Origin of the sequence: Murimonas intestini, from assembly GCF_024622195.1 — a bacterium.
GTDB classification, from domain to species: domain Bacteria; phylum Bacillota; class Clostridia; order Lachnospirales; family Lachnospiraceae; genus Murimonas; species Murimonas intestini.
Map to the genome: position 1 here is coordinate 41,968 of NZ_JANKBI010000017.1, position 15,091 is coordinate 57,058.

General features: G+C 44.3%; 12 protein-coding genes. 3 read left to right on the plus strand and 9 right to left on the minus strand.

What is annotated here, in order from left to right:
* Positions 1–39 precede the first annotated feature (39 nt).
* Positions 40–2,862: an N-acetylmuramoyl-L-alanine amidase gene (locus tag NSB28_RS19695; protein WP_109748353.1), complete on the minus strand. Its 2,823-nt coding sequence runs from the start codon at positions 2,860–2,862 to the stop codon at positions 40–42.
* Between the two features lie 267 nt (positions 2,863–3,129).
* Between NSB28_RS19695 and NSB28_RS19700 the strand changes: the two genes are divergently transcribed.
* Positions 3,130–3,360, plus strand: a complete 231-nt coding sequence (locus NSB28_RS19700; RefSeq protein WP_109748352.1) for a helix-turn-helix domain-containing protein — start codon at positions 3,130–3,132, stop codon at positions 3,358–3,360.
* 24 nt (positions 3,361–3,384) lie between these two features.
* Positions 3,385–3,933, plus strand: coding sequence for a Uma2 family endonuclease (locus tag NSB28_RS19705; protein ID WP_109748351.1), 549 nt, complete (start codon positions 3,385–3,387; stop codon positions 3,931–3,933).
* 60 nt (positions 3,934–3,993) lie between these two features.
* Here NSB28_RS19705 and NSB28_RS19710 read toward each other — a convergent pair whose 3' ends face one another.
* Both NSB28_RS19710 and NSB28_RS19715 read right to left on the minus strand, forming a co-directional pair.
* The gene (locus tag NSB28_RS19710) at positions 3,994–5,547 is read right to left on the minus strand and encodes a BCCT family transporter (RefSeq protein ID WP_109748350.1); all 1,554 of its coding nucleotides are present in this window, start codon (positions 5,545–5,547) and stop codon (positions 3,994–3,996) included.
* The gene (locus NSB28_RS19715; protein ID WP_109748349.1) at positions 5,522–7,375 is read right to left on the minus strand and encodes a phosphotransferase; all 1,854 of its coding nucleotides are present in this window, start codon (positions 7,373–7,375) and stop codon (positions 5,522–5,524) included. The genes NSB28_RS19710 and NSB28_RS19715 overlap by 26 nt, the downstream gene beginning before the upstream one ends.
* 211 nt (positions 7,376–7,586) lie before the next feature.
* Between NSB28_RS19715 and NSB28_RS19720 the strand changes: the two genes are divergently transcribed.
* The gene (locus NSB28_RS19720) at positions 7,587–9,683 is read left to right on the plus strand and encodes a L,D-transpeptidase family protein (protein ID WP_109748348.1); all 2,097 of its coding nucleotides are present in this window, start codon (positions 7,587–7,589) and stop codon (positions 9,681–9,683) included.
* A gap of 103 nt (positions 9,684–9,786) precedes the next feature.
* Here NSB28_RS19720 and NSB28_RS19725 read toward each other — a convergent pair whose 3' ends face one another.
* From NSB28_RS19725 to NSB28_RS19750, 6 genes are all read right to left on the minus strand, one after another.
* Complete coding sequence (locus NSB28_RS19725) at positions 9,787–10,050, minus strand: HPr family phosphocarrier protein (protein ID WP_109748347.1); 264 nt, start codon at positions 10,048–10,050, stop codon at positions 9,787–9,789.
* Between the two features lie 3 nt (positions 10,051–10,053).
* A complete protein-coding gene (locus tag NSB28_RS19730; protein ID WP_109748346.1) occupies positions 10,054–11,394 on the minus strand; it encodes a CdaR family protein in 1,341 nt (446 codons plus the stop codon).
* A complete protein-coding gene (gene cdaA / locus NSB28_RS19735) occupies positions 11,375–12,259 on the minus strand; it encodes a diadenylate cyclase CdaA (protein WP_109748345.1) in 885 nt (294 codons plus the stop codon). The genes NSB28_RS19730 and cdaA overlap by 20 nt, the downstream gene beginning before the upstream one ends.
* Positions 12,260–12,359: 100 nt before the next feature.
* On the minus strand, positions 12,360–13,694 hold the full coding sequence (locus tag NSB28_RS19740; RefSeq protein ID WP_109748344.1) for a hypothetical protein: 1,335 nt from the start codon (positions 13,692–13,694) through the stop codon (positions 12,360–12,362).
* Between the two features lie 34 nt (positions 13,695–13,728).
* Positions 13,729–14,187, minus strand: coding sequence for a hypothetical protein (locus NSB28_RS19745; RefSeq protein WP_109748343.1), 459 nt, complete (start codon positions 14,185–14,187; stop codon positions 13,729–13,731).
* 165 nt (positions 14,188–14,352) lie between these two features.
* Positions 14,353–15,069: a ComF family protein gene (locus tag NSB28_RS19750; RefSeq protein ID WP_109748342.1), complete on the minus strand. Its 717-nt coding sequence runs from the start codon at positions 15,067–15,069 to the stop codon at positions 14,353–14,355.
* Positions 15,070–15,091: the final 22 nt, after the last annotated feature.

The window sequence follows — 15,091 nt, forward strand, 5'->3', positions numbered from 1 at the left end:
CACCTGCTTTGCAACAGCCCATCTCTATTCTATTGTTCTCTAAATAAGCGCTCCGCTGGAATTAAACGTATAATATTGGCCATCAATAAGATATGTCCCCTTTTCCAGCATAGCTCCGCTGTCTCTCAGATAATACCGTTTGCCTTTCAGCTGGAGCCAGCCCGTCTGCATCGCACCGCTTCCATTCAGATAATACCATTTGCCTCCCAGTCTCTGCCACCCCGTCAGCATTGCACCGCTTCCGTTCAAATAGTACCAGATACCTTCCACCTGCTGCCAGCCAGTTTTCATGATACCATTCTCATCCATATAGTACCATTTACCGCCAAGCTTTTTCCAGCCAGTCTGCATTGCTCCGCTTCCGTTCAGATAATACCACTTACCTCCCAGTCTCTGCCAGCCTGTCAGCATGGCCCCGCTTCCATTCATGTAATACCATATACCTTCTACCTGCTGCCAGCCGGTCATCATGATACCATTCTCATCCATATAATACCATTTACCGCCAAGCTTCTTCCAACCTGTCTGTCTGGCTCCGCTTCCATTCAGATAATACCATCTGCCGTCAAGCTTCTGCCAGCCTGTCAGCATCGCTCCGCTTCCATTCAGATAGTACCATTTTCCGTCCACCTGCTGCCAGCCTGTCTGCATTATCCCATCGCCGTCCATATAATACCATTTGCCGCCGAGCTGCTTCCAGCCAGTCTGCCTGGCTCCGCTTCCATTCAGATAATACCATTTGCCGTCAAGTTTCTGCCAGCCTGTCAGCATCGCTCCGCTTCCATTCAGATAGTACCATTTTCCGTCCACCTGCTGCCAGCCCGTCTGCATGACCCCATTGTCTGCCATGTAATACCATCTGCCGTTTACCTTTTTCCATCCGGTTACGGCCTGGCTGTTTCCATCAAGATAATACCACACACCATTCAGGCTCTGCCAGCCAGTCAATCCCTGCTGGAATTCAGGGATATACTTAACTTCCGGCTGAAAATATCCGCTCTGTTCATTAAAATAGCACCATATATTATTGATTCTCTGCCAGCCTTTCAGCATGATTCCTGAACTGTTCAGATAATATGTTCTGCCATCCCCCGGGTCATCCATCCAGCCGGTAGTCCTGCTGCCATCCTTCTTCAAGTATACCCAGCCCTCTGATGTCTGCTGCCAGCCTGTTGGTCCGCTGTATGAAGGCGGGACAGTATTGCTTCCTGACGTGCTGCCACCCTGGGATGTCCCGCTATTTTGCCCATTGTTTCCTCCGGACGTACCTTTTTTCTGCAGCCCATAATATGCGGCAATACCGGCCGCATCTGCCTGAGCTATCTTTGCAATACCGGCATCATTATACCAGGTGGCTGCATCAGAAGGATTATTTACGAATCCATGTTCAATGATCATACCCGGAAATCCTGCCAGAACGCTTCTTCTTACAATACCGTAATAATCTGCCAGGCTTCCATTGGGATATTGATCTCCTGTCTCTGACAGGTTCTTATAAAGGCCATTATTCTTAAATCCTACCTCAGATAACTCTTTCAAAATCCACTCGGAAAGTATTTTCGTATCATATGCCTGCTCAGGCCTGTAATTTCCAGAAGGTACAAATGCCAAAGCACCAGTGGCATAATTTTGCTGAACATCAACTGTAGAATTTATATGAAGGCTCACAAGAGCTGTTGCCCCCAGGGCAGCTGCATAATCCACCCTGTCTTTTAATGTAACATATCTATCCTCGGCCCTTGTCAGATAAACAGTTACACCCTCATAAGTCTCAAGCTCTGCTTTTACCGCCCATCCCATCTGCATCGTTATAGCCGACTCCACATAGGAAATACCGTTAATAGTCCTGCATGCCCCCGGGTCACTTCCTCCATGTCCGGGATCCAGGACAATTATCACATTTCCTCCATCCCGCGGTTCAACACTTCGTGATGACGCCCTGCTTCTATACATTCCACCATTCTGGGCCGCCTGACTGGCTGCATACTCCAGAGCCCCCTCTATCTGAGAAGAATCCTCTGCCACCATACCTGATACTGCTGCCTCCTCGGCACTTTCTGAGGCAGCCATCACCTGAGGACTGTTGTCCTGAGCCACAAGTGTGTCAGGCGCGCTCTGCATTTTCATAAGATCTGCCGTATGTAACATCCCATCCCAGTATACTTCCAGTTTTGTAAATGAGTCTTGTAAAACCCCCTGGCCGCTAAACAGGAATGCTGCATAATTTTCTACCAGTTCTACAGCCTCTGCACTGTATTCATTGCCATCCTGACCTTTATAATAGATAACTGCTTTTTCTAATGGCCTTCCATTACTTTTCACCTTTGCAATAACTGCCTGTCCGGCTTCGGATGCCATTTCCGGAGCTGCTGCATACAAAAACTCCAGAACTGCCTCTTCTGCTTTTTCTGACTCAGACTCAGATTCACTCTCCGTTTCTGTTTCCGTTTCACTTTCTGATTCACTTTCCAGCTCACTTTCAGTCTCCGGCTCTGTCTGAATTTCCGTCCCTGCCTCTGTGTTTTCTGCATCCGTCTCTGTTCCTGGCTTGCTCAAGGAATTGGCATCAGACTCCTGCTCAGTATAGCTCTCTGACTGAGCCGATGTTTCCGGCTGCCCGCCCTGACCGGGCAGCGTTGCAGCTGTTTCAGGCTCTGTCTGTGTCCCGCCTGCCTGTTCACCAGCTGTTTCTGATTGAGCTGCAGCTTCTGTATTCTCTGTACTCTCTTCCTGGCTCTCCGTATTTTTCTCCTGTACACTTTCTGTTTCAACACTTCCTGATGCATATGCTTCTGTTGGAAGCGCAGTAAATGTCATTAAAAATGCCAGGCCCAACGCTGCTGCCTTTTTAAAGTGTCTCATTATCTCTCCCCTTTATTTCTCCTGTTTGGTATAGGTTTTCCCCTTATCCTTTTGTTGTTGGTTACTGTCATGTATATTATAGGAGGTGCTTCTATCAGTGTCAAGCTTATTAAGAAATGCAGCAATGGTATGTAGCACTCTTGTTTATGTTGTATATATATAGGATAAATATACCGTTTATAATATTTTTTTCTTGTATTCAAAATAAATATTGCGTTTATGTTATTTTAATGTTACGATACAATCATACAGAAAGGAGCTGACAAAATGGCAATCACATACAGAAAACTTTTTCACCTTCTCATTGACCGAAACATCAAAAAAGGGGAACTCCAGGAAAAAGCGGGCGTTACCGCCTCAATAATGGCAAGACTGGCAAAAAATGAAACTGTAAAAAGTGACACTATCGGAAAAATTTGTGATGCTCTAAGCTGCCAACCCGGGGACATCATGGAAAACGTCCCCGAAGCAGGAAAAGAAACAATCGCCAGCCAATAGCCACCATGAAAGGAAGTGTATACCATGGCAATACCACAAAAACAAATTTACACAGAAACCGACTATTATAATTTGCCGGAGGATATCCGGGCCGAACTCATTGACGGCCAATTCTATTACCAGGCAGCACCCAGCCGGATACACCAAAAAATCTTAAACGCTGTCAACAACACTATTTATAACTATATCAAGGCAAAGGGCGGCTCCTGTGAAGTCTATCCTTCCCCATTCGCCGTTAAGTTGTTCAATGACAGAAAAACTATAGTCGAACCGGATATAAGCGTAATATGTGACCCTGACAAACTCACAGACAAGGGCTGCACTGGTGCGCCTGATTGGATTATTGAAATTATCTCCCCGGGTAATTCCAGTCATGACTACATCCGGAAGCTGAATTTATACACTGACGCAGGCGTTCGGGAATACTGGATTGTGAACCCTATTGAGCAAACTATTTTTGTATATTACCTTGAAAAAGACAGTTTCAAAGCAACTCCATATACCTTCCAGGATAAAATAAAGGTCAAAATCTATGATGATTTATGGATCGACTTCCAGGAAATCAACCTGTAATCGTTTCAGGTACTCTGGCAGCAGGCAGTTATTTGCCCCTGCTGCCTTTTCTTCCGCTGTCTATTTACTATCTTCTTTGAGCTCTTTAAAAAAGCTGACTATGATCAGTATCATAATAACTCCCAATGGAAATGCCGCTATTATAGAAATTGTCTGAAGCGAGCTCAGAGTACTCTCCGAGAACATCAGAGCTATCGGCAGAAGCAGAAATACGAATGCCCAGAATGCACGCAGCCTCTTCCTTGGCTCCTCCTTCTGTCCCATATCCTTCTCCGAATATCCCGCCACAACAAGTGTGATAGCATCAAATGTACTGGCATAAAATGCGATCATGGCCAGAACTAGAACTACAAGTACTGCCTCAGTTACAGGAAATTGTTCAAACATCTGCATAATAACAGCTGAAGGCTCTGCTCCTGAAGCCAGCAAACCCGCCAGATCTACTGTACCTGATGTCTGAAGGTGCAGTCCAAACCCTCCAAATACAATAAACGAAGTATATGTCCCCAGCAGCCCGCATGTCAGGCCCCCAAATATAATCTGACGTATTGTCCTTCCTTCTGAAATCCTTGCGATAAAAAACGGAGTTGCCACAAACCATGCAATCCAGTACGCCCAGTAAAAAATCGTCCAATTCTGAGGAAAGCCCATGCCGCCGCTGCCTGAAAGCCTGAGCGGGTCCATCCAGGTAGCCATATGGAAGAAATTATCTATTACATTTCCGATAGCAGTGATTCCCGTTTCTATCAGATACACCTTTGGCCCAAAAATAACAAATAATGCGATCATCATGGCAAACAGAATAACACATATATTGGCCAGATAGGATATGGCTTTCATCCCCTTCAGCACTGCCACAATAAACACGAGGCCAATAACCATCAGTATCATAACAGACAGTGCAGGTGACGTCTCTATCCCCAGAATCCGTGCGACTGCTTCAGCAAGGAGCGGTGTAGCCAGTGAAAATGTTGTCGCCGTTCCTGCCAGAAGACCTACGATTGAAAAGATATCAATGATCCTGCCTGTTTTTCTATCTGATCTTTCTCCCAGAATCGGCCTGCAGGCTTCGGATAACGTCTGACGTTTTCTTTTCTTCACAAACATCATATAAGCATATGCACACGCTGGCAGAAGATAAATAGCCCAAGGTATTGGACCCCAGTGGAACAGCGGATACGCAGATGCATAATCCTGCTGTTCCGCCAGCGTCAGCGCCTCTTTTGCAAAGGGCTTTGCTGTATAGTAGTAGCACCATTCTATCAGGGACCAGTATACTATATCCGCCGCCATGGTAGATGTAAAAATCATGGCGCCCCAGCTGAAATTACTGTATTTTGGTTTTGAAATACTCCCGCATTTGATATTTCCCTTTTTTGACAAGCCGAGCCCCACTGCCGTAAGAAGAACGCCCAGCCCCAGCAGAATATAGAAAAAGCCAAGCTTATTAACAAAAAAATTTTTAAGGAAGGTAAGCGCATTTCCTGCTGCATCCGGTACCACCATTAAAAGTGCTGATATGCAGATAATAATAACGAGAGGAAATATGGTGATAGTCCAATCAACCCCTGATGTATTTAATTTCTTCTTAACGCTTTCCATATCTCTTCTCATACTCTTTTTCTCCCTTCACTGCCCTTGCAAGCCTGTCTTTTCCATAAGTACCTAAATCTTCGCCTTTTGCTTCTTTTATAATCGTCCAGGCGCTCCATAATATATCCTGGCACATTTTAAAAATCTCTATCTTCTGTTTCTGAATATCAGTAATGCCATTTTCAAAATAATAAGATAAGAAAAGTTCTTCTTCGTCTTTGGAAAACTCTCCCTCCAGCAGGTGTGCAGCCACGTCCCACATTGGGTCGTTAAATCCTGAATATTCCCAATCGATCAGGTACATCCTGCCAGTTTCTTCTTTTACCAGGTTTTCCGGCACCAGATCATTATGGCATGGTTTTCTTACCCGCCCAAGAGCCTCCAGGTCATCCCGCAGCCTGTAAAAAAAGGGTTCTATATTTCTGGACTCCTGATACCACCTTCCGTTCATATTTTTAATTGTTTCAGCATAGCTTTCATATTCTTTCCATACGTCAAACTCACCCTGCATCTGGATTTCTGACTGGTGGAGTCTTTTCAGTATAGATGCTGTTCGCTTCATATTTGTTTCCAGTCTGGCTGTCTTCCCATTTAATGTTTGGGCGCCTTTAATGTACTCTGTCACTTTGACCCCCGATTTAACGTTAAAATATAAGATCTGGGGATGGAAACCCTCCAACGAAGCCTGAAGCGTATTAAACTGTTCTTTGCTTCTGCTTATCATTTCTTCTGTAGCTGCGCCTGGCATCCTCAATATATACTCTTTTTTACTACAGGTCCTCACATAGAAGTTCATATTCGTCATACCACCGATAATACGCAGTTTTTCTATATCTTTTTCTTCTATCTGCAGGCATTCTTTCAGGGTTGCTCTTGCATTATTTTCTTTTGCCAGCTTTTCTCTTATCTTTATTCTGGGATATATCAGGTTTTCTGCCTTCGCGTACATTGCCTCATCTTCCAGAAGCCCCCACACAAGGTCATCCGCGATGACACCCTGTATTTTATACAGCCTGCCTATATTTTCAATTACATACTCGTAATTCAGGAATGGATTTTCATTATCCTGATAATATTCCATCATTTTATCAAAGAGAGCCCTGGAAATCTTGCTCACTCCCACCAGTTCTCCGTCAATTTTGTTCATCTGGCGTATATCCTTTGAAATCCGGAATATATTTCCGTGCTTATCCATCTCCACATAAGCGCAGTCCGCAGACCCGCTGGGATTCACCAGCAGCAGGCTGTCAGGTCCCGGAGCATATATCACCTTCTCAAACGCTCCCTCCTCCAGAATCTGGTTACACTCCACAAGCAGGAAATCTTCTTTTACATACGGTCTGACCTGTGCAAGCGATGCCATCGTGCCTGTCCATTTATAACGGGGATTTTCCACCAGATGAACGTTGCGGCCTCTGAAATGTTCTTCATATCGTTCTTTCTCATAGCCTGTAACTATATAAAACTGTTCGATGCCAAGATTCATCATTTTCCTGATCAAAATATCAACTGCGGCCTCGCCGTCTAACGTTAACAGCCCGGACGGACATTCAAAATTTTTCTCTTCACCCGCTGCCAGAATTACTGCTGTCCTCAGACGCTTTTGGGACTCTCCGTCAAAGCTGATTCTCTGCTCCAGATTCTGCCTCAGCTTCTCTTCAAGTGCTTTTCTGCCTTTCTTTTTTAAATAGTAGCAGCCCTGTTTCTTTTCTATACATCCTGCAGCTTCCAGTTCCTTCAGAATAGAATTTGCCTGACCAACTGATATCCCTGCACTTGCAGCCAGGTCTCTCTGGCTCTTAACTTCCCGCTGATTTATTATGTATAATACTTTATCAAATTTATCCAATTAGTATCCCTCCAAGTATGTTCATTTTTTGAACATCTTGATTTTATAATTATTGAACATATATGTCAACACTTTTTGAACATTTTATAATTTCTTAATATTATCATAAATCTTTGAAACTCGATTGATTTCATTTCCTTTTTATAGTAAATTATAGGTAGGTAACTTATGTTAAGTGTACATTGAAAAAGAAATATGAGAGGAAAAAGCTATGAAAATGAAAAAACTTTTTTCTGTAATCTGCCTGAGCGCAGGGTTAATGCTCGCTATGCCAATGGTGGCAGGAGCGGCAGAAGCTGAATCCGGCGCAATGACAGAACAGAATACTGAAACTCCAATGACTGGCCAGACTGAGGGGACTGCAGCGCCAGAAACTGATGCTCCCATGACCGAAGTTCCAGTGACTGATGCTCCGGCAGCTGAACCGCCTGTTACTGAAGTTCCTTCGACAGAGGTACCTGCTGCTGTTCCATTTGCTGCTGATGTCCCACAGGCAATTGCTGAGACTGAAGCGCCTAAGGTTGATATGTTTTCAGATGACGGGCAAGGTAATGTATTCTACTATGACGGCAGCGGAAATATTTACAGCGGATGGCTCGACAAAGACGGACAGAGATACTATCTCAATCCATATGAAGGAGGGCGCCGTGCAACCGGCCCTGTTTATATTGATAATGTTCTTTGGCTTTTCCGCAATGATGGAACACTTGCAGCTGGAATAAGCGGCATGCAGAATGTGGACAATGTATGGTACTTTATAAATCCGGACGGACACCTTGATACCGGCTGGAAAAACATCAATAATAGATGGTATTATTTCGCTCCTGAAAATGGAATGATGGCAGTAGGCCTCATCCGTGAGGGCGGAAAAATGTATTATACTGGTGAGGACGGCGTAATGCGTACCGGTGATTTCAAAGGCAATGATGGGGTCACATGGTATTATGCCAATAAGTCAGGGCAGTTGATAACAGGCTGGCGCAAATCTAAAGGTATATGGTACTACTACAGTCCTCTTGATGGAAGAATGGCCGCAAACAGCTGGATAACAGTCAATAACAAAGATTACTTTGTCACAGGCAGCGGCGCAATGCTCACCGGATGGCAGAGGATCGACGGCAATTGGTATTATATGGATGGTTCCGGTTCCAAAAAAACCGGTTGGGTGAAGTCCAAGAACAAATGGTATTATTTACAGCCCGGTACAGGAATTATGGTAGCAAATGACTGGATAAATGTAGGCGGAAAATATTATTACTTAACTGGTTCAGGCGCTATGAAAACAGGATGGCTCCAGGCCGGAAGTGACTGGTATTATTTAAACAGCAACGGGTCTATGGCGACCGGCTGGAAAAAAGTTGGTTCCAAATGGTATTATCTGAATGGCAACGGCACTATGAAGGCTAACTGTTGGATGAATGATGCCGGAAAATGGTATTATTTGCGCAGCTCAGGTGCTATGGCTACAGGATGGCTGAAGGTAGACGGCAACTGGTACTTATTTAATAATTCCGGCGCCATGAAAACAGGATGGCAGATTTCAGGCGGAAGATGGTACTATATGGATGGCAGCGGTAAAATGCTGACAGGATGGCAGCAGTTAAAAGGCAAGTGGTATTTCTTAAACACTTCCGGGGCTATGCAGACCGGATGGATCAAATCTAATGGTTACTGGTATTATCTTGGAAACAACGGTGATATGAAAACCGGATGGATTATGGTTAACATGAAACGCTACTACCTTGACCCGTTATCAGGGCGTATGTATACCGGAACACAGACTGTTGACGGAAAGACATATAATTTTGGAAACAGCGGAGGCATCAGCGTAAATCCAAGCGAGATTCCTGGAAGCTGGTCTATTAAATTAAACCGTGCTAATAACTGCATCACTATTTATAAAGGCAATACAGCTGTTAAAGCTATGGCCTGCTCTACCGGCCTTTATGGACCTACACCTACGGGTAATTTCCAGATCCTGGATAAACTGAGATGGCATGAATTGGATGGACCTACCTGGGGTCAGTATTGCTCACATATAACAAGTGAGATTTTATTCCACTCTGTTCCTATGCCAGCTAAAAATTACTACTCAGTACCTGCAAATGAATACAACCTGCTTGGACAGGCTGCATCTCACGGTTGTATCCGTCTTACTGTAGGAGACGCTAAATGGCTGTATGATAATTGTCCGGTAGGAACATCTGTTACTATCAGCGATTATGAGGCAATGCCTCTTGGCAAGCCGACTGTGGCGAAGATACCTGCTTCACAGAACTGGGATCCTACAGATCCTAATGTCAGATAGCTGGCAATAAGCATGGTTGATTTATTGCTCGCATAAAAAGAGGACGCTGCAAAATCTATATTAATGATTTTGCAGCGTCCCTTTTATTCTTTACATTTAAACTTTACTCCCCAAGCCCACTCTCAATAGCCTCGATTATGGTCTTCAGAGCCTCTTTCTCGTCTTCACCTTCGCACACGAATTCTACTTCATCACCGCTCTTTACACATGCCCCCAGAACACTCAGAACACTTTTTGCGTTTGCTGTGGTGTTCTGAAAGGTGAATGTGATCAGCGACTTAAATTGCATTGCCGTCTTGCACAGGATTCCTGCCGGCCTCAAATGGAGGCCTGTTGGATTTTTTACTACTACTCTCTGACTTACCATTTTCTATTCCCCCTCTGCTGCTGTTTCCGTCTCGATGACTTCCGGTTCTATATTTACTATGATGGTAACTTGTGAAGCAAGTTCATATCCTGTAGGTACTGTCACTTCCAGAGGAAGTGTATAATTCCCCGGCTCCTGGTAATCTGTCAGATCCAGTTTCATAGTAATGCTGTCTGCATCCAGATCTTCCAGCTCTTCTGTGAGGGCCGTAACCTCTACCGGAACCTTATCGGCTGGTGTCAGCTTAATTAACATTCCCCCTGGCGCTCCAATCACCTCAAGGTTTGCAATAGACACATTTACTGTCTTATTGCCCCGCTTTTCTATGTGGGCTTTAACCTTTATGGTCGTGGCAGCATCGTCCTCAAATTTCAGGTCTGCAAATTCCTCGCTGTTTTCCTGCAGTACCTTCTGGAGATCTATTTCTTTCTCAATATTAGCTGATGCGCCGTTTACATCTATGTCTTCAGATGCCGGAAGTATAAAACCATCTGCAAGCTTCTGAAGCGCTTCCTCTGTCCCCGCAAGGCTGATTGTTTCAGGTGTTGTTGTCATCTCTACTACTCTGTAGCCTGCTGCCGGAGTTCCCTTGGGATTTACTATCACAGGGATATTTGTTTTCAGCCTCCACAATTCTACCTTAACCTTCATCTGGGTAGTGATTGTATATCCTTCTATAGTCTTAATATCCAGAGAATTCATCTGGGCCTCGGTAAATTCAGCACCATTCTTATCTGTGATTTTCAGCCCTGCTTCAAGTACACTGTCTGATAACATCCCATCCACAGATATGGGGAGTGTGACCTTATCAATGATGGCCAGAAGGCTTTCAGGACCAGCAATAAGTATTGTATTGCCATCTGCAATCTCTGTGCGTCCTACAGCATAACCCTTCGCCGGTGTACCTGTTGTAGATACCTTTACCGGAAATTCCAGTTCGGCCTTATTCTCCACACTTATCTTCAGGGATGATGGAGTAACCTTTATATTGTCCTCTGAAACAGAAGTATTGCTGCATGTAACTTTCAATGGAACAGTCTCCATAAAAGTCATATTTCTCAGGTCAGCTGTAACCTTAAAATCTGAAGCCTGAAGTTTTTCCCTCACCGAACGCCTTGCTCTGACTTTCAGAACTACCTTATCACCTTCAATGATACTGTACACTCTGTCATTGCTGGTGATCGACTCTGAGTGTTCAATGGTGACCGGAACATTATAGAAGGTTCTTATTCCTTCTGCGTCGTTCATATTTACAATAATCAGCCAGATACAGAAGGCAGCAAATAATGCAATGACCTTTAGCCCCAGATTATTAGTCAAAAAATTATCCCTGCTTTTCTTCATTCTTTCCCCTTCCTTTCCACAGCCTGAACTTCTTTGTGTCTACGGTTTTGTCCTGAAGAATAACCAGTTGTTTGCGGAGTGTCTGTGCATCCACATCCCGCGTCAGTTTACCTTTATATGCCAGAGATACCCCTCCAGTCTCTTCTGACACAATAATAGTCAGTGAATCCGTCACCTCGCTTATTCCAACACCGGCTCTGTGCCTTGTGCCAAGCTCCTTACTCAGCTCCATATTATCGGAGAGCGGCAGATAACACGTGGCTGACACTATCCTGTCACCTCTGACGATTACAGCACCGTCATGCAGAGGTGTGTTATGCTCAAAAATATTTATCAAAAGCTGGCTTGTAATAATGGAGTCCAGAGCAATGCCTGTACGTTCATATTCAGCCAGAGTTGTATTCTGCTCTATGACAATCAGCGCGCCTGTCTTAACCTTGGCCATCTCAACTGTGCCCTTCACCAGTTCATTGACAGTTTTATCGCTGAACCTCTCTTTTACTTCCTTTGCGCTTTCAAAAGGTATCAGTGATGAAAATATCTTTTTTTCTCCTATCTGCTCAAGCGCACGCCTCAGTTCAGGCTGGAAGATAACAATTGCTGCCATTATGGCCACATCTATCCCCTTACTTATAATAAACATGATTGTGTTCATTTCAAATACAGCTGCCAGGAACACAAAAAAACATATAAATACGATTCCCTTTAGCAGCGACCATGCTCTGGTATTCCTGATCCATACCAGAAGACGGTATACCAGATATGCCAAAATCAATATTTCCACAATATCGGTTATGGTAATGGTGAGCGCAGGCATTGATAACCATGAAAAATAGGTATCAAAGAATGCTTTTATACTCTCCATCTTTTTTCACTCCCCTTCTGTCTGTCATATACAGGAGGCCTGAAATTTAGCGGCCTCTCTGCTCATACTCCTCTTTATGGCTGTACGCATTACTGCGGTTTTATTTCTCTCTTTCAGGCAGATTCCCCATCCTTTTCGATGTTCTCTGCACGTTCGGTACATCCAGAACCTCTGGTTTCTTTGGTGCAGCTGAAGTTCTGCGGTACTGGCGCTCTTCAGGCGCTTCCGCATTCCGCCGCGCCGCTGTCCTTGTACGTTCTCCCTCCGGCCTGCGTATATTTTCACGTACACGTTCTTTTTCAGGCCTGACAGAACTCTCTCTGACCCTTTCATGAGAAACTGCTCTTGTACTCTCTCTGCTGCGCACCTGTGATGAACCGCTGATATTCGCACCAGAGCGATCTGTAACACTTCGGGAAGAATTTCCTGTTTCCTCCGCCAGACGCCCCTCAGCTGTCCTTATACTTCCCGCCTTCACTCTTTCTTCTGCTTTCCGGCGTCCATTCTCTTCTTTCATTGCCGCCGTTGTTTTCATTTTAGGAACTGCTTTTACGTAGTAATAATAATCATCATCTTCAAACTGTACAGATTCTGTCCTTCTATAGTCTACACCAAGCACAAAAAACTCCAGGACTACAGCTATGATTGCTGAAAGAACGGTACCCAGAATCATCCAGAGCAGATCAAGCTCCATTTCCAGTGTTGTTCTTCCTATAACTGTTACTGCCAGATAGGTAAAAGCTCCTGCACCCACCGCAACACTCCACGCATGTTTGATCGCCATCTTCCTGATTACATATACTACAAGCAAAACTGCCAGCAGTGTAATCACCATAACGATCATCTCAGTATTTTTTAAGATTGCATCCAGATACATTTTAATTTCTTCTATGATAGCCAGCCCTGCAATATCACTTCCCGCTGAAGCTGAATTTGAAACTGCCGACACGTCCGTCTTCATGATTACATTAATGCCATAGAAAAGGATGACACCAAACACTGTCCCCACACCTGCCAGGGGAGAAGCGCACAATCCCAACACAAGGGGCACAGCACACGGAATCTGAAGTGCCAGTGCCAGTGGGGTAATGACAAGTGCATATCCGTATTTCGGAGCAATCCCAAAATGTAAAAGGAGAATTATCAATATCAGTGCACCGCCTGCGATTGCCGCCGCCATGGATAAGCCATACAGCTGCACTGCCAGCAGTCCCAGTCCGATAAGTACGATTGCATTCACCGGCAAGACAGAACAGACTAATGCCAGAATCAATATGATAACTATGTTGTCAAGCTTCTGAAAATAGCCAAGTCCCTTATTTATCATTAAAAAAGTTACAAGCGCCAGTAAAAATTTTACGACTGATAAAAAATAACTGTCGTATTTTCCGTAAACACTTTTTAACTTTTCCTTTATCTGCAACAAACTCTCCATTCATGCCTCCTCATAACTGTAATTGTCCTGTTCTCTACCTGGTACTTTTACCTCTTGTCTGTCTGTTTCTGACACTCTTTCCTTTTCTTCTGCCTGACTCTTTCTCTTCCTTTGCATACTCCTGCTCCAGCCTGCACAATAAGATCCTGTATTCCTGCTGCTGTTTGCCTGCATGATAAAACCTGATCGTATATACTATATATGTTATCAGCAGATAAACTGCCAGCACTGCCACATAAGAGACCAACATTTTAATGCCCATGGACATAAAATCCAGATCATTCAGATTATTGATCAGACTATTGAAATTATAGCAGCCCCATCCCAGAAGTCCGATCAGGAAGGCTGCTGTGGCCCTGAATCCATTTTTCAAAAGGTAAGTGCTTATATAATCGCTTCTGTAATAGGAGCTGGCCTGGTCAAGCTCTACTTTACTGTGTTTTTCATAAATAGCCAGCCTGGTCATAAGGCTGACACGCTTCTGATGGATCATCCTGCTCCTCCTTTTATTTTATATATTGCTGCGGCGCGTATAATGTCTACCGACATTATACCATATCTGCGATATAGTATCCCTCTGGGAGATGCGCACTTCGCTTCGCTGCGGCGCGTATAATGTCTACCGACATTATACCATACCAAAAAGAATAAGGAAAGTTTAAGTTCCGCCGCTTCCTATGCACAGGGTGATAAAGCAGACTTCTTTTGCGCCTGCGTCCAGCAAAGCCTGTGCTGCTGCATCGATGGTACTGCCTGTCGTATAAATATCATCTACCAGCAATACTTTCTTTAATTTTACATCATTTCCAACAATTTTAAAAGCCTTTTTCAGATTGTTTTGCCTTTCCTTCAGAGTAAGTTCTTTCTGGGGAACAGTATTTATGATTCTGACAAGCAGGTCATTTCTTACTTGTATCCCCAACTTCTCCCCGATACCCCTGGCAAGCAGTTCCGCCTGGTTAAATCCGCGTATTCTCTGCTTTTTCTTGTGCAAAGGTATGGGAACCATAAAATCAGGCGACCATCTTTTTATGACAGCCGCTGTCTCTTTTACCGCACTTTCGGCAAAGAATGGAATATATTCTCTTTTATTGTAGTATTTGATCTGGTAAATAGATTTCTTCAGCACTTTATCATAGGGATAAACTGCTATCCCCTGCTTAAACGCATGCCTCGCTGATGAACAGTCCCCGCAGTATTCTCTCTGCTCTGAGTGCAGAGGCTTGCTGCACTTAAAGCATCTGGAGCCTCTGAGCGGCTTTAATTGTTCATCACATTTTACACATATTTTTCTTCCTGCCCCCTCCGGTATTCTCCCGCACACAGGACATCTTGCCGGATATAAAACTGCAAGAATATTTTCTTTCCAGTTCATCTGTTTTCAGGCTCTCTCCCGG